13 protein-coding genes are annotated in these 20,169 nt (G+C 58.7%); 12 read left to right on the top strand and 1 reads right to left on the bottom strand.

The features are described from left to right. The first annotated feature begins 26 nt into the window (after positions 1-26). Together VQ071_RS03740 and VQ071_RS03745 are read left to right on the top strand one after the other, a co-directional pair. Positions 27-1,763 (top strand): long-chain-fatty-acid--CoA ligase, encoded by a 1,737-nt coding sequence (locus tag VQ071_RS03740; protein WP_340512913.1) that lies wholly within the window; start codon positions 27-29, stop codon positions 1,761-1,763. Between the two features lie 21 nt (positions 1,764-1,784). After that, on the top strand, positions 1,785-2,210 hold the full coding sequence (locus VQ071_RS03745; RefSeq protein ID WP_340512517.1) for a PaaI family thioesterase: 426 nt from the start codon (positions 1,785-1,787) through the stop codon (positions 2,208-2,210). 248 nt (positions 2,211-2,458) lie between these two features. Here the strand turns inward: VQ071_RS03745 and rpsT are convergent, their stop codons facing one another. After that, positions 2,459-2,731: a 30S ribosomal protein S20 gene (gene rpsT, locus VQ071_RS03750; protein WP_340512518.1), complete on the bottom strand. Its 273-nt coding sequence runs from the start codon at positions 2,729-2,731 to the stop codon at positions 2,459-2,461. A gap of 182 nt (positions 2,732-2,913) precedes the next feature. On the opposite strand from rpsT, the gene gpr reads away from it, so the two are divergent. From gpr to VQ071_RS03800, 10 genes are all read left to right on the top strand, one after another. Beyond that, positions 2,914-3,918 carry a GPR endopeptidase gene (gene gpr, locus VQ071_RS03755; RefSeq protein ID WP_340512519.1) on the top strand — a complete coding sequence of 335 codons (1,005 nt, stop codon included), beginning with the start codon at positions 2,914-2,916 and terminating at the stop codon, positions 3,916-3,918. Between the two features lie 192 nt (positions 3,919-4,110). Then, complete coding sequence (locus VQ071_RS03760) at positions 4,111-5,985, top strand: cache domain-containing sensor histidine kinase (RefSeq protein ID WP_340512520.1); 1,875 nt, start codon at positions 4,111-4,113, stop codon at positions 5,983-5,985. Next, positions 5,982-7,508: a response regulator gene (locus VQ071_RS03765; RefSeq protein ID WP_340512521.1), complete on the top strand. Its 1,527-nt coding sequence runs from the start codon at positions 5,982-5,984 to the stop codon at positions 7,506-7,508. Before VQ071_RS03760 ends, VQ071_RS03765 begins: the two co-directional genes overlap by 4 nt. A 123-nt stretch (positions 7,509-7,631) precedes the next feature. Further along, complete coding sequence (locus VQ071_RS03770; protein WP_340512522.1) at positions 7,632-8,510, top strand: carbohydrate ABC transporter permease; 879 nt, start codon at positions 7,632-7,634, stop codon at positions 8,508-8,510. Positions 8,511-8,513: 3 nt separating this feature from the next. Further along, the gene (locus tag VQ071_RS03775; RefSeq protein ID WP_340512523.1) at positions 8,514-9,341 is read left to right on the top strand and encodes a carbohydrate ABC transporter permease; all 828 of its coding nucleotides are present in this window, start codon (positions 8,514-8,516) and stop codon (positions 9,339-9,341) included. Positions 9,342-9,449: 108 nt separating this feature from the next. Further along, entirely contained in the window at positions 9,450-10,508 is a 1,059-nt protein-coding gene (locus tag VQ071_RS03780; RefSeq protein WP_340512524.1) for a LacI family DNA-binding transcriptional regulator, read from the top strand. A 206-nt stretch (positions 10,509-10,714) separates the two neighbouring features. Next, a complete protein-coding gene (locus VQ071_RS03785) occupies positions 10,715-12,523 on the top strand; it encodes a cache domain-containing sensor histidine kinase (RefSeq protein ID WP_340512525.1) in 1,809 nt (602 codons plus the stop codon). Positions 12,524-12,558: 35 nt separating this feature from the next. Continuing rightward, a complete protein-coding gene (locus VQ071_RS03790; RefSeq protein WP_340512526.1) occupies positions 12,559-13,398 on the top strand; it encodes a response regulator in 840 nt (279 codons plus the stop codon). Positions 13,399-13,418: 20 nt separating this feature from the next. After that, complete coding sequence (locus VQ071_RS03795; RefSeq protein ID WP_340512527.1) at positions 13,419-14,759, top strand: ABC transporter substrate-binding protein; 1,341 nt, start codon at positions 13,419-13,421, stop codon at positions 14,757-14,759. Positions 14,760-15,089: 330 nt separating this feature from the next. Then, a complete protein-coding gene (locus VQ071_RS03800) occupies positions 15,090-19,880 on the top strand; it encodes an S-layer homology domain-containing protein (protein ID WP_340512914.1) in 4,791 nt (1,596 codons plus the stop codon). The last annotated feature ends 289 nt before the right edge of the window (positions 19,881-20,169 follow it).

Raw genomic sequence — 20,169 nt, forward strand, 5'->3', positions numbered from 1 at the left:
TTCGTTCGATTATGCGCGAAGAGGTGATGGGGTTGGCTCAAGCGCCGTGGCATATGCATTATCCGAGCGAAGTGCCCAGGACCTACCCTTATCCGAAGCACAATCTGGCCGCCTTCCTCGTGGAGTCGGCCGCCCGCTATCCGGACCGGACGGCGCTCAGCTTCATGGGCCGCAAAGTGTCCTACGCGGAGCTGCTGGCGTCGTCCTACCGGTTCGCGCACGGTCTCTCGAGGCTGGGCGTCCGAAAAGGCGATCGCGTGGCGATCATGCTGCCCAACTGCCCGCAGCTCGTCATCGCCTACTTCGGCACGCTGCTGGCGGGCGGCATCGTCGTCATGACCAACCCGCTGTACGTGCGGCGCGAGCTGTCGCATCAGCTGGAGGATGCGGGCGCCGTCCTGCTCGTGACGCTCGACCTGCTGTTCCGCAGAGCGATGAGCGCCGCGGGCGAGCTGCCCGGGCTGCAGCTGCTCGTGACGTCGATCAAGGATTATTTGCCCTTTCCGAAAAACTGGCTGTACCCGATCAAGGCGAAGAAGGACGGACTCGACCGCGAGGTGGCGTACGGCGAGCGCGTGCACCGCTTCGTCAGTCTGCTGCACGGCTCCCCGGCGGACCCGGTCATGGCCGAGGTCGATGCGGAGCGGGATCTGGCGCTGCTGCAGTATACCGGCGGCACGACGGGCGTCGCCAAGGGCGTCATGCTGACCCACTACAATCTGGTCGCCAATACGATCCAGACGAGTCTGTGGTTTTACAAAAGCAAGGCGGGAGAGGAACGATACTTGGCCGCGCTTCCCTTTTTCCACGTGTTCGGCTTGACCGTCCTCATGAATCAGGCGATCATGCTGGGCGGCGAGCTGATTCTGGTGCCCCGATTCGAGGCGGCGGACATCCTCGGCATCATCGACAAGCAGCGGCCTACCATATTCCCCGGCGCGCCGACGATGTACATCGCCCTTATCAACCATCCGCGCGTGCGCGATTACGACTTGTCTTCCATTCAAGTGTGCATCAGCGGCGCGGCCCCGCTGCCGCAGGAGGTGCAGGAGCGATTCGAGGCGATCACGGGCGGCCGGCTCATCGAAGGCTACGGGCTGACGGAGGCGTCTCCGGTGACGCATGCGAATAATCTGTGGGAATATCGCAAAAAAGGCTCGATCGGCTTGCCCTTTCCGGACACGATCGCAAAGATTGTGCATCCGGAGACGGGCGAGACGCTGCCGGTCGGCGCGATCGGCGAGCTGGCCATTCGCGGGCCGCAGGTGATGACGGGCTACTGGCGGCGGCCGGATGAGACGGCGCGGGCGCTCCAGGACGGGTGGCTGCGCACCGGCGACATGGCGCGTATGGACGAGGACGGTTTCTTTTACATTATGGATCGCATCAAGGATGTTATCATCGCGGGCGGCTACAACATATTCCCGCGCGAGATCGAGGAGGTGCTGTTCGAGCATCCGGATATCGAGGAGGCGGTCGCGCTCGGCGTGCCCGATCCGTACCGGGGGGAGACGGTCAAGGCGTATGCGGTGCGGCGGAAAGGCTCGTCGCTGAGCGCGGCTGAGCTTGAATCCTGGTGCAGAGAGCGGCTGGCCGCCTACAAGGTGCCGCGTATTTATGTGTTCAGGGAGAGCCTGCCCAAGACGATCGCGGGCAAGGTGCTGCGCCGCAAGCTGCTCGAGGAGGAACGGAATGCGGACGGTGAGCAAGCCGGTGTAAAGAATGATTCCCCAAAAGCGGACGAAGAAGAAAATCCCGAGTGAGTGACGAAGGGAGGGAGCGCCATGGGGGAGGCGGACGGAGGCAACGAACCGGCAGCCGATATGCTCGAGCGGGCCCGGCGCACGTTCTGGGGCTATCTGGGCTGCGAGCTGATCCGCCAGGACGCGCGGGAAGCCGTCGTCGAGCTGGACATTCGGGAGCATCATCTCAACCTGATCGGGCTGATGCACGGCGGCGTCCACACGGCGCTGCTGGACTCGGCCATGGGGCTGGCCGCCATGTCGGCGCGCCCGGAGGCGGACGTAGTGACGTCGAGCCTGAATGTGCACTTCACTTCGCCGGCGCGGGCGGGCAGAGTGAGCGTGGTCGCGAGCGTCGTACACATGTCCGGGCGGATGATTACGGCGGAGGGCAGACTGTACGCCGAAGACGGCAGGCTGTCGTCGATGGCGACCGCGTCGTTCCGCGTGATCGAGCGGGCTACCTAACGTGCCGTCAGCCGTCAATCAATACCGGTTTTGCCGCTTTTCGGACGGCTGAAGACGGCCCGCCCTGCAAAATTGCGGGGTAGCGCCGCAATTGGAAGGGGTGGCGCGGACTGCTACCGCGCAATGCCATGCCGGGCCATGCGGCAGCGCGCCTTCTCTTGATCGCGCCCACCGCCGCCAAGCGCAAAAAAGCCGCATCCCGGATTCGGGATGCGGCTTTTGAACGCCATTATACGTCAGGCGCCGTCTTAGGCTTGCGCGGACAGCGCGTTCACTTTCTTGGCGAGACGGGACTTCTTGCGGGAAGCCGCGTTCTTGTGGATGAGGCCCTTGGTTACTGCCTTGTCCAGCTTCTTTTGAGCCAGTTGAAGCGCATTCTTCGCTGCTTCGACGTCCGTACCTACTACGGCTACGTCAGCTTGCTTGACAGCGGTACGAAGAGCGGACTTCTGGGAAGCGTTGCGCAGGCGGCGCTTCTCGTTCGTCTTGGTGCGCTTGATGGCGGATTTGATGTTCGGCATTGATTTCACCTCCTGCAAAAACTGCAAGTATTTCTCCACACAACTTGTAACATTCTATCATGCAAGGGGGCAGAACGCAAGACAAATGCGCCGCCTCCTCCGCGGCCGTCGGAAGTGTGCGGGCGCAGGGGACGCGGCGGACGGCGAAGTCCCGTTTAAGCAGGCGAGGGGAGCGATACATCGTGAGCGAACTTGATCTGAGCAAGTACGACGTCAGGACGGACCTGGCGCTCGAAGCCAAGGAGAGAGCCGAGTCCCAGTCGGGAGGCAGCGTGCCCGGCGTCCTGTCGGAGACGGAGCAGGACGGGGGCATCACCGTCACGCGGATGGAGATTCAGACGGAGCAAGGGGCCAGGGCGATCGGCAAGATGCAGGGGCACTATGTCACGCTGGAGGTGCCCGAGCTTCGGCGCGGCGACACCGAGCTGCAAAATCGCGTCGCGACGACGTTTGCGCGCGAGTTCGAGGCGTTTCTCGCCAGAATCGGCGTCGGTCCCAGCACATCCGTTATGGTCGTGGGCCTGGGCAACGGCAAGGTGACGCCGGATGCGCTCGGACCGATCGTCGTGGAAAATTTGATGGTGACACGCCAATTTTTCGAGCTGATGCCGGGTCAGGTCGGCGAAGGCTATCGCTCCGTAAGCGCGATCGCGCCGGGCGTGCTCGGCACGACCGGCATCGAGTCGAGCGATATCGTGCTGGGCGCCGTGCAGCAGGCGAAGCCGGAGCTGGTCATCGCGATCGATGCCTTGGCCGCACGGTCGCTGGAGCGCGTCAATACGACGATCCAGATCGCGGATACGGGCATCCATCCCGGCTCCGGCATCGGCAACAAGCGCAAAGGCTTGACGCGCGAGACGCTGGGCGTGCCGGTGCTCGCGATCGGCGTGCCGACGGTGCTGTACGCGTCCACCATCGTGAACGACGCGATGGACATGGTGCTCGCGCATATGAAGCAGCATACGCCCGATACGAACGCACTGTTCGGCGTGTACGGCAGCATGGCGGGCCAGGAGCGGCTGCAACTGGTCAAGGAGGTGCTGCAGCCGGTCGGGCACGACCTGCTCGTCACGCCCAAGGAGATCGACGACTTCATCGAGGATCTCGGCAATATCGTAGCCAGCGGCCTCAATGCCGCGCTGCACGAAGCGGTCGACACCGACAACGTGGCTGCTTATACGCATTGACCTGCACGGGCGGGCGATATCGCCCGCTGCTTGGCGGCTGTCTCCGGGCACGGGAGTTTCCTGCCGGGGACAGCCTTATTTTTGATTATTGTCATGCTTACTTTGTTAGGCGATGTTATGTATAATTAGTATCGCTTTCAATTAACGGGCGCTCCTGGCGTGCGTCTGGTCCGACGATGAAGGGGATACGGGATGAAAAGCTGGAATCGCGGTCTCGCGCGGGCGTGGAAGTGGCGGCCGGAACGGATGGAGAACAAGCTGCTGATCGTGTTTTTATTTCTGATCATACTGCCGATCGGCGTGCTCACCTACGTGTCCGCGCTGCGCTATTCGAATTCCATCGAGCGCAACACGGTGACGTTCGTCTCCCAGCTGTCCGACCAGATGCTCGGCAAGCTGGACGATTATATAGAGGATATGAAAAAAATATCGATTATTCCGTCGTACCAGTCCGATATTATGGAAGGTCTCAAAATGTCCAACCGCTTCTACGGGGGAGAATCCGGGGGCGAAGACGCGAATGCCGGCGTGCTGTCGGAGCAGGAGAGGACGCGCCTGGCGATCGACCGCAAGATCGCGAGCAGCATTTATTTTATCAACAATATCAAGCAGAGCACGAACGTCGTCTACCTGTTCGACAAGTACGGCAATCCGTACTACGCCATTAAAAATTCGGCGATCCGCTCCGATCTGCGCGATGTGCTGCCGAGATGGACGGAGCTGGCCGAAGAAGCGCACGGTACGCCCGTGCTGGTCAGCACGCAGGATGTCGCCGGTCGGGCCACGAGCAGCCGTTATGTGTTCACGGTCGTCCGCCAGATCATCGACCCGATGACTTTCGAATCGATCGGCATGATCGGAATCGACGCCAATATCGGGGTAATAGATAACATCATTAAAGATCTCGACAAATCTACGCATGGCAAGACGCTGGTCGTGGACAAGAGCGGCAGCGTCGTCTACGACAGCGACAAATCGCTGATCGGCCAAAACCTGAAATCCAGCGAGCTGCTGCCAAGCAGGGCGGCGGGTCAAGACAGCTACCATACGAAGGTGGACGGCAAGGGCGTGCTGGCGATCTACAAGGAGTCGTCCGTGACCGGGTGGAAGGTGCTGATCACGATACCCGAGGACGAGCTTATGAAGGATGCGGTCCGGACCCGGACGTACACGGTTGCGGCGGCGCTGGCAATTATGGGGTTCGCGCTCCTCATCTCCCTGGTGCTCGTGTTCGCACTGACGAAGCCGCTGCGCAGCCTTGTCCGCATGATGAAGGAAGTGCAGACGGGCAATCTCGATGTCGTCTTCCCGATTGTCAGCAGGGACGAGGCCGGGCTCGTCGGCAGCGCCTTCAATCGGATGCTCGACCGGATCAAGACGCTGATCCAGGATATTTATTCGGTCGAGGAACGCAAGAAGGAAGCGGAGCTGCAATCGCTCCAGCATCAGATCAATCCCCACTTCATATACAATACGCTCGAATCGATCCGTATGACGGCCGTGCTGAACGACGACAAGGAGGTCGGCACGATGACCCAGCTGCTCGGCAAGCTGCTCAGATACAGCATTCACGGAGGGCTGGAGAGCGTGCCGATCGCGAAGGAGTGGGAGCATCTGCAGGTCTACGTGCAGCTGCTGAATTACAGGTACGGCAGCCGCTTCGAGCTGGAGCTTCCGGCACCGGAGGAGACAGAGGACTTAAGCATCATCAAGCTTCTATTCCAGCCGATCGTCGAGAACGCGGTATACCACGGTCTTCAGGAATCCCGCAGCGGGATGCGCATCCGTGTCGGATTCAAGCGTGAGGGCGGAGATCTCCTGTTCGAGGTTGCCGACGACGGCATCGGCATGGACGAGGCTACGCTTCAGAAGCTGCGCGCAGGTCTGCAACGGGCCGAACCGGGAGCGGGCGCGGGCATCGGCCTGCGCAATGTCAATGAACGAATCAAACTTAAGTACGGGGAACTGTACGGACTTGAGATACGCAGTCGATTGGGAGACGGTACGGTCGTGAGCGTCCGCTTGCCGGCCGCGCTGACAACGCACCAGGAAGGAGAACGGCCATGATAGTCAAAATTGCGGTTGTAGACGACGAGGAAAAAATCCGGCTGGGATTGGCCAAGCTGATCGAGCTGACGGGAGAGGCGTTTCAGATTGTCGGCATATATGCAGGGGCTCAAGAGCTGCTGGACGATCTTGGAAGGCTCGATATCGATCTTATATTTACGGACATCAAGATGCCGCAGATCAACGGGCTGCAGCTCATCGAGCAGGTGCAGCGGCGCAAGCCGCGGATTAAATTCGCCATCCTGAGCGGATTCAACGACTTCGAATTCGCCAGAAGCGCCATCCGCCAAGGCGTGGAGGACTATCTGCTCAAGCCGGTGGACCAGGACGAGCTGGGCGCCCTGCTGCACCGCATCCGCAACAATCTGGAGCTGGAGCGCTACCGCAAGGCGGTCGCGGCCGAGGAGCATATCCGGCTGCTGCTGGGGAGCGACATCCGCCATCTGCCTGACCATATGACCCAGGGCGCGAGCCGGGAATTGTCGCAGATTGGCCTGTTCAAGGAGCACTTCGCCGTCGTCCTGCTGCGCAGCGATCCGGAATTGTCCGGCGAGCGGCTCGCCGCTTATACGGAGGCTTGGCATCGCGAGCACCGCAGCATTGTATTGGAGCCGCGGCAGTCCGTGATCGTCGTGTCGATCGGACAGGGCGACCACGACGATACCGTCCGCGGTCTCGCCTCGACGCTGCTGCAGCGCATTCCGCATGCCGTCCATGTCCGGATCGGCGTCAGCGCCGTCCATCAAGGACCGCTCAAGCTGCGCGATGCCTACATCGAAGCGGAGGCGGCGCTGCAGCAGGTATGGTACGAGAAAGAAATCAAAGCGATGAACGACTTTTTGCATCTGACCAAACGCACGGATGACGGCGCGAGCCCGCTGCGCATGCTGGACAAGGACTTCCGGCCGGCGCTGCAAATGCTCGATCTGCCGCGGGCCGAGGGCGCGCTGCGGGCTTGGCTGGACGAAGCGGCCAAGGTGCGGCCGTCTTGGCCGGCGCTGAGCGAGGCTTCGTCGGCCGTCCTTGGCCTGCTGCGCGGAGAACTCGGCGGCAGGCAGAGCCAGCTGCCCTCGGGTGATACGGAGGATGAGCAGCTGCGCCTCTCGCCGGGCCGATTCGTCAGCTGGCATGCATTTACTGCCGAGTTGATGGATTCGGCAGGGGCTCTGCTTCACATACTTAAGGAAGCAAGACAGGAAAATCGGGTGGTCGAAACCGTAAAGTCCTATATTCAGCAGCATTACACGGAGGAATTGGAGCTGCAGCGGCTTGCCGACCGGGTTTATTTGACGCCGAGTTATTTGAGCAAGCTGTTCAAGACCGAGACGGGGGAGACGATCACGGATTACATTATCTCCGTGCGCATCGCCCATGCCAAAGAGCTGCTGATCCGCGATCCTTCGCTCAAAACGTACGAGGTGGGAGAGATGGTCGGCTACGGCGATCCCGCTTATTTCAACAAGGTATTCAAAAAAGTGGCGGGTTTGACGCCCAAAGAATATCGGGACCGTGTTAGGTTGTAGTTATCCAAATTGAAGACAAGGAAAACAAACGTAGCACCTTAAAAGGCATAACCGAATCGGGTATAATCATTGTAAGCGATTTCCATACGGTGAATAGACCGGACGACGAAAGCAGGGGTGTCTATGTTTAACTTCAGCTACAAAACGCAGCGCATATTGATTTTATTCGGATTTTTGACGATTCCGGTCATTTTGTCGTTGACCTTTTCGTATTATCCGGCGCTGTCCTTGCTTTACTACAGCTTCACGGACTGGAGCGGCCTCGGGTGGGAGATGAACTGGGTCGGGTTCGACAACTACAAGGAGATTTTTTCCAGACCGGAGATTTTCGGCGTCTTTAAGAACAACGCCTATTACTTCGTAGGCGGTTTGCTCCAGACGGCCGTCGCCTTGTACTTCGCCGTCGTGCTGACGAGCCGGCTCAAGGGACGCAATATTTTCCGCTCGCTGCTGTTCATCCCGTACGTGCTGCACAGCGTAGCCATCGTCATTATGTTCCGCAACCTGTATCACGTGGAGTACGGCTCGCTGAACATTTTCCTCGAAGCGATCGGTCTTGGCTCGTGGCAGCAGCAGTGGCTGGGCAATCCGCATCTGGTCAACTTCTCGCTCGCCTTCATCTCGATCTGGAAATACTTCGGCCTCACGATGGTCATCTTCATCGGCGCGCTGCAGTCGATCCCGGCCGACAACTACGAAGCCGCCAAGATCGACGGCGCCTCGGGCTGGCAGACATTCCGCTTCATCACGCTGCCGAGCATCCGCAGCGTGCTCGAGCTGATGCTTATTCTGACGCTGACCGGCGCGCTCGAAGCGTTCGACATTCCGTACATCATGATGCTTGGCGCCAACGATACGCATACGTTCGTCTCCAAGACGATCGATATGGCGTTCAAGTTCCAACAGGCCGGACTTGCGTCCGCAATGGCAATCGTGCTGCTCATGATCGTCATCGCCTTTATCATCCTGCAGCGCAAGCTGCTGTTCAGGGAGGAGAAATAAGCGATGGAGCGCCAAAATAAAGCCTGGACGATATTCCGCTACATCACGATCGCAATCGGATTGTTCATCGTGTTCTTCCCGATCTATTCCGTTCTGATCGCGGCCTTCAAGACGAAGGTCGAATACTACAACTCGGGCCTCGCCCTGCCGCACGACTGGTTCAACTTCGACAACTTCAGGAAGGTGTTCAAGGTCGGGCGGCTCGGTCTCGGTTTCAAGAATATCTTCATTATCCTCATCGTGTCGCTTGCCGGCAACGTCGTCATCGGCACGATGGTCGCCTACGCGCTCGGCCGCTTCGACTTCAAGATGAAAAAGCCGATCATGGGCATGTACCTCGTCGCGCAGGTCATCCCGATGATCACGACGCAGGTCGCCACCTTCCAGGTCATCAAGTTCCTGGGGGCTTACAACGAGATTTACGCGCCGATGCTGCTGTACTTGGGCGCGGATGTGCTGCAGATCGTCATTTACTTGCAGTTCGTTAACAACATTCCGAAGGATCTCGACGAGAGCGCCATGGTCGAGGGCGCGTCGCTCTTCAAAATTTACCGGTCGATCATCTTCCCGCTGCTCGCGCCGGCGACGGCGACGCTCATCATCATGAAGACGATCTCGATCTACAACGACTTCTACACGCCGTACCTGTACATGCCGTCGCGCAAGCTGCAGGTCGTCTCGACCGCGATCTATTCGTTCGTCGGCCCGAACGCATCGGAGATCAATGTCATCTCGGCGGGCATCCTGATCATCTTCATCCCGACGCTGGTGATCTACCTGTTCCTGCAGCGCTACATCTTCGCCGGCGTCACGAACGGCGCGGTCAAATAATGAGCGGATTCCGCCCATGACGCTAACGATCCGAATGTGTTATGATAACAATTAATATTGTTATCATCGCATTCGGATTTTTTAATGGCGGAAAGGGTCGTACGAGAGATGTCCAAGAAAGTAACGATGCAGCAGATCGCCGATCACGTCGGCGTCTCCAAGTTCGCCGTCTCCAAGGCGCTGGCCGGCAAGTCCGGCGTCAGCGCGGAGACGCGGGAGAAGATCATCAGCTCGGCGACGCAGCTGGGCTACTTTGCCGGCAAACGCAACAAAACGCTCGCGGCCCGCGCTTCGTCCGGCGCTTCCGGCAGAGCGCAGCGGGACACGATTATCGTGCTGATCCCGAATGTGCGGGAGCAGAATCGCCATTCCTTCTACTGGGGGCGCATTATCGACGGCATCACGACCGGACTCGAGCAGCACCGGCTCGGGATGATGATCGTGACCGAGCATATTACGGACAACTTCATCAAGCTGATCAATCCGGAGGGCGTGCTCGGCATCGTCTGCGTCGGCCTCATCTCCAACCAGCTGCTGCTCGAGATCCGCAATCTGGCGATCCCGTTCGTCATGGTCGATCACGAGGACCCGCTCATTCCTTCGGACGCGTTGTTCATGAACAACTACGAATGCATGCGCAGGGTGACGAACTACTTGCTCGGCAACGGCCACCGCAAGCTGCAATTCGTCGGCAACACGCGCTACTCCCGGAGCTTCTACGATCGCTGGCTCGGGTACCGCTCGCTGCTCGAGGAGCAGGAGATCGCGCTGGACCAGGAGCCGGGGCTGCTCGACCTGGAGGGAGAGAACCGCTCGGAGCTGACCGAGGTGCTCACGGAGGTCATCGGCGGCATGAAGGCCCGCGAGACGCTGCCGACCGCCTTCGTCTGCGCGAACGACTCGCTCGCGCTCTGCGTCGTCACCGCGCTCATGAAGCACGGCATCCGCGTGCCGGAGGACGTGTCCGTCACCGGCTTCGACAATATCGACGACGCCGCGCTCTCGACGCCCACGCTCAGTACGGTTAACGTCAACAAGGAAGCGCTCGGCCTGCGTGCGGTCGAGACGCTGCTGTGGCGGATCAACCATCCGGACAGTCCCAAGGAGCGCATCCTGCTGTCGGGGGAATTCGTGTTCAGGCAGTCGACGGCGGTAGTGAACGATTGAATAGGGTTGCACGGACATTGCGGTTATGCTGCAATGTCTTTTTTTAATCGCTCATTTTAACGTGCAATAGAACAAATCTGTGTATGGCCGCCGTCACGATGCAACAGAACTTCGCAATTGCGGCCGGCGGATTAACGCGAGGGGAGGAGATGGTATAATGAAGCTACTTCAAGACTGCGACTACGATGAGCAAGGAGCTGTTAGCGATGCTTGGGAGGCTGCGCTCCCTCTTTCCCGAGAAGCTCAAATACCGGCTGTTCACCGCATTCCTCGTACTTATCCTGCTTCCCTTCAGCATACTGAACCTGTACAACTATAGACGGGTTGAGGCGGTCATGCAGCAGAAGATCAGCGAGAAAAGTCACGACCAGCTTCAACAGATTATTATTTCCCTGGACGATTTAATGAATATGGCGTTCAAGACATGGATTATGCTCGGACAGGACGCCGCCGTCAAGGATATGCTGCTGCATCCGGAGAACGGGAGTGTGCTGGACAACAAGCACGATATGGAAGCCAAGTTCATCAGCATCAACAACAGCCTGTTTTTGCTGAATCCGGTCGTTTATTATACGATTCTCGATCTGCAAGGCAACATATACACCTCCTATCAGCCTCGTCAGGCGCTCGATTACGAACGGCTGGTACAAGAACCCCATTTTAAGGAAGCGCTCTCAGAGGAGAAGAGCTTCCGCTGGATGACCGACGAAGCGAACTATGTGTCGAGCGACTTGTCGACGAGCAGGTGGCTGCTGTCGATGTACACGGTCTTCAAGGACAAAAACAAAAGCTATAAGCCCTACGGCGTGGCCCGCATCAGCATCGACTACAACTACTGGTTCAAATCGGTGCTGAATCAGTCGTCCCCGGAGCAGGAGTACTTCATGATAAGGGGAGACGGCGAGCATGTGGCGCAGTCGCGGACGGACGGGCTGCTGACGGCGGACGCGGTCCGGCAGATCGTGGAGACGCGCGGCAGCGGCTATTTTATCGATCGGGACTCCGCCACCATCGTCAACTACAGCTACATTCCGTCGCTCGACTGGTATATGGTCAACCGGACGCCGCTCGGCATTTTGTTCAACGAGATCAATGCGTTGAAGCGGCAGTTTTTTGCCACATCGGTCGCCTTCATGCTGCTGTTCATCGCGATGACCTTTATGATTGCTGCGACGATCACGCGCCCGCTGTCCCATCTGCAGAACAAGATGAAGGAAGTCGTGCACAAGAGCTTGAAGATCCGGCTGCCCCACGGGAAATACCGGGGAGAAATATTGGATCTGACGCGCACCTTCAATGCGATGCTGGACGATATGAACGGGCTTATCCGGCGGCTCAAGGAAGAAGAGCGGCAGAAGGAAGCCGTCCATTTCCAGATGCTGCTGGCGCAGATCAATCCCCATTTCCTGCTCAATACGCTGAACACGATGAAGTGGATCGCCATTCGCAAGCAGAACGAGGATATCGAGGAAATCTGCATGTCGCTCGGGAAGCTGCTGGAGATGAGCCTGAATTCGGAGATCGATATGATTCATCTGAAGGACGAGCTGGAACTGGTGCAAGCCTATGTGCATATTCAGCAGAAACGCTTCAACTACAAGCTGGATGTGAACTTTGTATATGAGGAAGAGACGGCCTACGCGCTTGTGCCGAAGCTGAGCATACAGCCGCTGGTGGAAAATGCGATCCAGCACGGCATAGCGCATATTCAGGGAGACGGGAACATCGATATTGTGATCGAACGGAAGACAGGCAGGCGTCTGGCCATCAGCGTCCGGGACAATGGAGCGGGACTGGCCGGAGCACGGGCCCGGCCCTCCGCGCGCAAGAGCAGCGGGATCGGCATCCGCAATCTGCGAGAACGGCTCGCGCTGCTGTTCAAGGATCAAGGGAGCATCGAGCTGACCGCGCTCGAGCAGGGGACGGAAGCGGTGATCGAGATACCGCTGCTGCTGTCCAAGCCGTATGGGACGAAGGCGCCGCCAATCCCGGATCTGCCGGGCGGACAAGCCTAGTCGGATGCGATCATCTTGGTGTAGGAGCGATGTAAATGTGGACAGTACTGCTCGCCGAGGATGAAGTGTTCGTCCGGGAGTCGGTGCGGGAAATTATCGATTGGGAGAGTATGGGGTTCCGGGTAGTAGGCGAGGCGGGCAACGGTGCGGAGGCGCTGGCCATCATCCGCAGAGAAAAGCCGGACCTGGTGCTGGCCGATATCATCATGCCCGAGATGGACGGGATCGAGCTGCTCAGAAAAACGCGGGCGGCGGGCATTCACTCCAAATTCGTCATGCTGACCTGCATGAGCGAATTCGAATATATCCGGCAAGCGATGGAATACGGCGCCTCGAACTACATATTGAAGCTGTCGATGAATGTGAAGGACTTGAGAGAGACGCTCGGCAAAATACGGACGGAGCTGGAGAAGGAAGCCGTTCAGCGCAGGGACGCTTACCGGCCGCAGCATGAAGCCGGAGCGGCGGCAGCGCCACAAACGGATGAAGCCGCAGCTTCCTCTCCGGGAGCCGACATGCCGTACAGCGCACGAACGGCGGCGGAGGACCGAATCACCCATCCCGAGATCAACAAAATTATCGACTATATTCGCGACAACTACCACGAGGACTTGTCCGTCAAGCAATTGTCCCAATATGTGACGATGGGCGAAAATTATGTAAGCGCTTTGTTCAAGAAAAAGACGGGGCATACGCTCATTCACTACTTGCATCAGGTCAGAATCGACAAGGCGATCTGGTATTTAAAAAATACGAATCTGCCGGTGTCGGAGATCGGCCGGAAGGTCGGCTTCGCCAACGACAACTACTTCATTAAAATATTCAAGCGGCAAACGAAGCAGACGCCGAGTCTGTACCGCAAGGAACAAAGGTAGCCGGGAAGGGGGATGCGGGAGTGGGGAGAAAAAGACGGTCAGGACAGATGTTCCTGCGTCTGTCCGTCCTACTATGTCTGACGGTGCAGGCGGCGGTGTGTGCCGGATGCTCCGTGATGGGCGGGAGCAAGGGGGCGGCTATGGGCACAGAGCTCGCCGGCTCCGGCAAGATCAAGCTGGTGCTGTGGGGCGGCGTGCCGCCGGAGGCGGGGCCGGACGCAGTCGTACAAGCCTGGAATGCCTCGCATCCCGGCATTGCGCTGGAGTACGTTCGCTACGTCAACGACGATGACGGCAATCTGAAGCTGGATACCGCGCTGATGGCCGGCCAGCAGGTGGACTTGTATTTCAATTATTCGTTCTCCCAACTGGAGCGGCGGATCGATGCGGGGGTTGCCCTTGATCTGAGCGGCTTCGACGATTACGATCCCGACGTCAGGATGGGCGAGGATGCGGCCGCCTGGAAGGTGAACGGGCGGTACTACGGCGTGCCGACCAAACAAAATTATTATTTTGTGGCGCTGAACAAGGAGGCGCTGGAGGCTGCGAATCTTCCGATCCCGCTGTCGTGGACATGGGACGAGATGAGGCAATACGCGAGAGTGCTGTCCAGGACGTACAAATACGGCCTGCTGCAGCATCTCGAACCGTTCTCGGACCCGATCGATTCGCTGCTGACCCGGGTGGGCTACACGGACGGCTCCGGGCATTCGCGGATGGATCATCCGCTGGTCGCCCATTGGCTGGAGACGATGAGAGCGATGATGATGGATGACCGCTCCACGCCGGAATACGGCGTACAATTGACTTCCAAAATGCCGGTTGAGCAAAATTTCCTGAGCGGCGAAGCGGCCATGCTGAACATCGGCGAGTGGCTGTTCCGGAGTGCGAACAACATGAAGGATTACCCGCGGAATTTCACCATCGCCTTCGCGCCGGTGCCCCGCCTGACGGAGCAGGAGGACGATTATGTGCCCCGGGGCGGACTCGGTGACGTTATCTCGATTCATCCGTCCTCGGCTCATATTGCGGCAGCGTGGGAATTCGTGAAGTGGTATGCCGACGGAGGGATGCTGCCGATGGCGGAAGGAGGGCGGTTTCCCGCTTCGCAGGGGGCCGACCGGGATGTGGCCATGAACTATATTTTGGGACAGCAGGGTCCGGTTCTGTACGATATCGATTCGCTGGAGCGCGTGCTGCACGGACGCAAGACGCCGAACTTTGTCCGCAGCGTTCCGCAGCCCGTGCTGGATCTCAGAATCGAGGAATACGAGAAATATTTTCTGGGCGTGCAGACGCTGGAACAGACGGTCGGCAACATGAGCAGAAGACATATGGAGTATTTGTCCGACAAAAGATGATTCGGTACATATCAAAACTGTGCAACCCGAAAAGCAGCGTCACAATACGTAAATCTGTTCTATTACTTGTGTGGTTATGTTTATCGTTCGGCTATTGTCGCTCCAGTATACTTAGTACCGTCAACAACAATGCCTCGCATATACAGGCGACAATCAGAGAAAGGGTGAAGGTTCGTGCGCGTTGGAACTATATTCAACAGGAGTGTAGCATTCGTACTTGCGTTATGTCTGACCGTTGCGTTGTGGCTCCCGTCGGGAGCGACGATTGCAAGTGCGGCAGGGGGAGGGGCGGCAGCGCCGTTCCAAGTTGTGGAAACGGATTCATTGATTGTGGTGAACGCGCCAGCGTATACGATCGAGATCGAAAAGGCGGGCTTCAAGTATTCGTTCAAAAAGCCGGACGGCACTGTAATTGCCGGCGGCCATCAGCAGTCCGGCATCCGGTACACCGCTCCGGGCGGCGGGACGCTATTCGATGCGGTATCTACCGAGCTCGCGGGCTACGACGACGCGAAGGTCGAGATGACGGTAGCGAGCGCAGCGGGCCAACATGCCGATGTGACGATCTACCCGTTCGCCACGTATGCGAAGTTCGATATATCGCCGCGCGACGAAGACGGAGAGCAGCCGCAGCAGCCCGAGCAACCGGATCGGTCGCTCAGAATGAAGCAGACGGACCTGGACGATGCGGTGGCGATCACCGGGGATACGAGCTGGGCGTACGATACGATCTCCAGCCGGATCATGATCGAAGCATCAACGGGTTCCTCGGCTTCGGGCATCGTGTTCGGATACAAGAGCGATACAAGCTATTATTATGCGCGACTGCACGACAAAAATCAGGAAATTCAGTTGCTGCGCACCAAAGCGGACGGCAGCGGCGCGCTGGAGGTTGTCAAGAAGGCAGCCCTCTCCATCGCCAAAAACGTATGGTACGATATGAAAATCGAATTGGCCGACGGTCAGGTGAAAATCGGGATCAACAATCAGGAGCAACTGGCCTGGTCCGACGCTTCGGCCGACTTCAAAGGCCAGATCGGCGTCAAATCGTTCAAAACGACGGTGCACTTCGACGATATGCGAATCAGCCGCGACAATGCGCCGCTGTACGCCGACGATTTCCAAGCGAGCGATACGGCCGGATGGAACATTCAGCGCGGCGAGCTTGTCATCTACGAGTTTGCGAAGCAGGATGGCGGAGAGCCTGTACAGCAATCCGACAATGTTCTGGTATTCGATTCGCTGGCTTCGGAAAACGGGATTGCCCGCGCAGGAGCAGGGAACTGGCAGTATGATTCCATAGAGGCGGATATGCTCATCGAGAAATCATCCGGTTCTTCGGCTTCCGGTCTCGTATTCGGCTATCAGAGCCCGAAGCAATATTATTATGTGCGGCTGCACGATGCGAAGGGCGAGGTCCAGCTGCTTAAGACGGACAGCAGCGGGACGCTGAAGGTGGTAGCAAGCAAGAAGGACGAACTCATCAATAAAAATGTATGGTACAACCTGAAGGCGACGATGACAGGCAATACGATCTCGGTATTCGTGGACGGCGTCAAAAAAGTGGATTGGACGGATACCGGCGCAGCCTTCGCGGGCGAGATCGGTGTCAAGGCGTTCAAAAGCACGGTTCACTATGCAAGCATCAAGGCGGCAAACGGAGCTGTCCCGGTGTATCATACCGACTTTGCCTCCGGTCATATCGACGAGTGGACATTGGACGAAGGACGTCTGTTCGTTCAACAGCGCGTGGAAAACCGCTTGTTTATGATCGATGCGCGGACCGCATCGATCGCACCCGCATACGGGCTCGGCGATGACGGGCGATTCGGCGGCGGAAGCAATGTGTTCGGCTTCTCGGAGGCGGACCGCTCCTACGTGGAGAACAACGGGACAACCTCCAGATTCATTTCCAACTTCATGGTGTTCCCGAAGCAAGGCTTCGCTCAAGTGCTGTTCGACGATCACGCCAAAAAAAGAGTCGCGCTGAACACCGCGGAAAACAAAATGGGCGTCAGCAGCGCCGAGCGTATCGACCGGCTGTACTATTTTGTCGGAGATATGAAGCAGATCTATGCGGACTACCAGCAAGTGCGCTTCGCCGAGGGTTATCCCGAGTTCCAGCCGAAGTCCAACTTCTTCGAGGTCGGCTACGAGGCATTCGGCTCGCTCGGCTGGAATACCGCACAAGCTACCGTGACGGACGATATAAAAAATTATTTGGACCAGGGATACAGACTGAAGTGGGCCGTCGTCGGCTCAGGCTTCTGGAAGGGAGATCGCAACGATCCGCAGCAGGCCATTACGACCAGCTTCGGCATGTGGGACGACACCTATCAGGAGGGCCGAACCGACAACTACCCGAATCCGCGTTATCCGGACGTAGAGGGCTTCAAGAACTTCTTCCGGGACAACGGCATCAAGTTCCTGCTCGGACTCAGAACCAACTTCAAGGCGCTGCCCGAGGACGAGGGATTTTACAATCCGGCCAATGACGGACCCTATACGCAAGAAGGCGTGGACAACGGCTACTTCGTAAAATCCGCTGCGCTGGGCGGAGCGGCCAAGACGTTCGATGTCAATGCGTTCCCCAACGGCCCGGTGTACTTGCTGAACCCCGAGGCGCCGGGCGCCGTGGAATGGTTCAAGAAGGGCGCGGACATATGGGGCGTGGACGGCTTCAAAGAAGACACGATGGCGCGCGCGCCTTCGAGCGACAGCTTGTGGAACAAGCCGAACGAAGCGCTGATGCAGGCGGGCTACGAGGTTATGGTGCGCAACGCGGCGTATTCGGTGCCCGGCGATATCATTCGCCTGGAGGACACCCGCTGGGACTACGATCAGGACCGTCCGGTGCTGGTGGCGCTGAGCATGGCGGCCAGCGGCGCGCCGAATGTATATTCGGACATTGTAGCGGGCAAGTCTTTGCCGAAAAAATTGACTGAAGACCAGAAGCTTTACTTTGTGCGCAACGCTACCTTCGCGGCGCTGACCCCGGCGATGTCGGTTGGTCTCGGGCCGTGGCGCATGGGCAATGCGGGTTACGAGAGCGACGTCAAAAAAGCGGTCGATTTCCACTCCGCGTACGCGCCGTATATTTATAGCGCTGCCGTCGACAGCTTCAAGACCGGATTCCCGTATACGATGACGCCGCTGCCGATCGCGTATCCGAGCGATGCGAATACGTACGATCTGGCCAACACGACCACGCGTCAGTACGAATGGATGCTGGGCGAATCGCTGCTGGCTGCGCCGCTGTTCGGCAACGATCTGACGACGGCAACGGCCCGGGATGTGTATTTGCCGGAGGGCAAGTGGATCGAGTATGAGACGGGCGAGGTTCACAACGGGCCTGTGACGCTGAAAAACTATGAGCTGCCGCTGGACAAAGTGCCGGTATTTGTCGGCGGGAAAGGCGTGCTGGTCAAGCGGGATCTGGCGTCCGAGGCGTTGTACGCCGAAGTGTATCCGATCGCCGCGAACGGTTCCGAATTTGTGTACACCTACCCGGACGGCGTGTCCACAAGCCGGATAGTGAACCGCAATGCGGGATGGAACAAGGATACGCTGGTCATCACGGACACGACTGCCGGCGACCAAGTGGTTTATGTGTACGATGCCAAGACGGGACGTTATTCCTTCGCATTAACGGAAGGGCATCAATATGAGCTGACAGGCGGAGGTAAGCCGGACGAGGGAGGCGGCGACAACGGCGGCGGTGACAACGGCGGCGGCGACAACGGCGGCGGAGATAACGGCGGCGGCGACAACGGCGGTGGCGACAACGGCGGGGGAGATAACGGCGGCGGCGACAACGGCGGGGGAGATAACGGCGGCGGAGACAACGGCGGCGGAGATAACGGCGGTGGCGACAACGGCGGCGGAGATAACGGCGGCGGAGATAACGGCGGCGGCGACAACGGCGGTGGCGACAACGGCGGTAACAACACCGGCGGCTCCGATAGCGGCGTGCCGCCGGCTCCGGACGAGCAGGTGCGCAACGTACTCGACGACGAGTTGAAGCAAGCGGGACAGACAGGCAAGGTTCTCATCCGATTGGATGGCAAGCAAACCTCGGTAAGACTGCCCGCATCGACCGACCAGCTTCGCGACGGAGACATGATTCAGATCGAATCCGGCAAGGTTCGATTCACGATCCCGGCGAAGGCGCTGCGGCAGCTGTCTGCGGATGCGGGAGGGGCGGATCGCGAGGGATACGTCCTCGATATCGCGTCCAATCCGTATACAGCCGCGCAGCTCGGCGCGTGGGGCGACGACTTGCGTCCGATCAGCGAAGCTGCCAGCCGGATATCGTTGGCGTTGAAGCTGAAAAACGGCACGAGCATACAGGCGAAGGACCCGGCGGACGGCGTCCAGATCGAGATCGGCTATGATCCGAGTCAGGCGGATGCCGAATTGCTCGGCATGTATCGATTCGACGAGGCATCCGGCAAGTGGGTGTATGCAGGCGGCGCAGCGACTGCCGATCATGCCGCTATTGCGGCCACTATGGATCGGTCGGGACAATACGCGCTGCTGATGCGCACCAAGCAGTTCGACGATATCCCGAGCACTCACTGGGCGTACAGAACGCTGCAAGTGCTCGCGGCGCGCCATGTGGTGAACGGCATCAGCGACACGTCGTATGCGCCGTCGGGACTGACGACGCGCGCCGAATTTACGGCGCTGTTGGTACGGACGCTCGGGCTGCGCGCGGGTGACGGAGGTCAATCGGGCACAACTCCGGCATTTAACGACGTATCGACGGCTGACTGGTTCGCCGACGATGTGTCCGCCGCATACGAAGCGGGCCTCGTGCAAGGCGTGTCGGATGCTCGCTTTGCGCCCGGCGCACGCATCTCCCGCGAGCAGATGGCGGCGATGATCGTTCGCGCTTACGAGTATGCGAGCGGCAAAATTGACGCCCAGGATGCGGACCTGGCCGACTATGCGGATATCGCCAAGCTGTCCGGCTGGGCCAAGGAAGATGTGCGCAAAGCGGTATCGGCCGGCCTCATGCAAGGCACGGCGGCAGATACGTTCAATCCCGGCGGGAATGCCACCCGTGCACAGACGGCGCAGGCGGTCTACAACTTGTTGAGCCTGCTGAACAAGAAATAAAAAGGTGTGCGGCGCGCTGTGTCAGTCGGCGGCGAAGCATACCAGGAGACAACTGTACGGCGCATATGCCGTACAGTTGTTTGCGTATGTCGCCTTGCCTCTGTCCGGCCGCCCTTTACTTGACGAATAGAACAAATCTGTGCAAGAAGCTCATGCTCCGACAGTGCGGGAAATTGCGGATTTTTGTTCCATGAGATAGGTGGTTATGTTTATTATCGGTCGGATGCGCTCCTGTTAAGCTGATGTTGTCGGCGATTCACCGAAGTCGCACGCACGCAGACAATCAAAT

This window comes from Cohnella sp. 56, from assembly GCF_037963805.1.
Taxonomy (GTDB): domain Bacteria; phylum Bacillota; class Bacilli; order Paenibacillales; family Paenibacillaceae; genus Cohnella.

What these genes read in the sequence shown, in the direction of transcription:
- VQ071_RS03740 (WP_340512913.1), top strand. Translation starts at nt 27, where the DNA reads ATGGGGTTGGCTCAAGCGCCGTGGCATATGCATTATCCGAGCGAAGTG.
- VQ071_RS03745 (WP_340512517.1), top strand. Translation starts at nt 1,785, where the DNA reads ATGGGGGAGGCGGACGGAGGCAACGAACCGGCAGCCGATATGCTCGAG.
- rpsT (WP_340512518.1), bottom strand. Translation starts at nt 2,731, where the DNA reads ATGCCGAACATCAAATCCGCCATCAAGCGCACCAAGACGAACGAGAAG.
- VQ071_RS03760 (WP_340512520.1), top strand. Translation starts at nt 4,111, where the DNA reads ATGAAAAGCTGGAATCGCGGTCTCGCGCGGGCGTGGAAGTGGCGGCCG.
- VQ071_RS03765 (WP_340512521.1), top strand. Translation starts at nt 5,982, where the DNA reads ATGATAGTCAAAATTGCGGTTGTAGACGACGAGGAAAAAATCCGGCTG.
- VQ071_RS03770 (WP_340512522.1), top strand. Translation starts at nt 7,632, where the DNA reads ATGTTTAACTTCAGCTACAAAACGCAGCGCATATTGATTTTATTCGGA.
- VQ071_RS03775 (WP_340512523.1), top strand. Translation starts at nt 8,514, where the DNA reads ATGGAGCGCCAAAATAAAGCCTGGACGATATTCCGCTACATCACGATC.
- VQ071_RS03780 (WP_340512524.1), top strand. Translation starts at nt 9,450, where the DNA reads ATGTCCAAGAAAGTAACGATGCAGCAGATCGCCGATCACGTCGGCGTC.
- VQ071_RS03785 (WP_340512525.1), top strand. Translation starts at nt 10,715, where the DNA reads ATGCTTGGGAGGCTGCGCTCCCTCTTTCCCGAGAAGCTCAAATACCGG.
- VQ071_RS03790 (WP_340512526.1), top strand. Translation starts at nt 12,559, where the DNA reads ATGTGGACAGTACTGCTCGCCGAGGATGAAGTGTTCGTCCGGGAGTCG.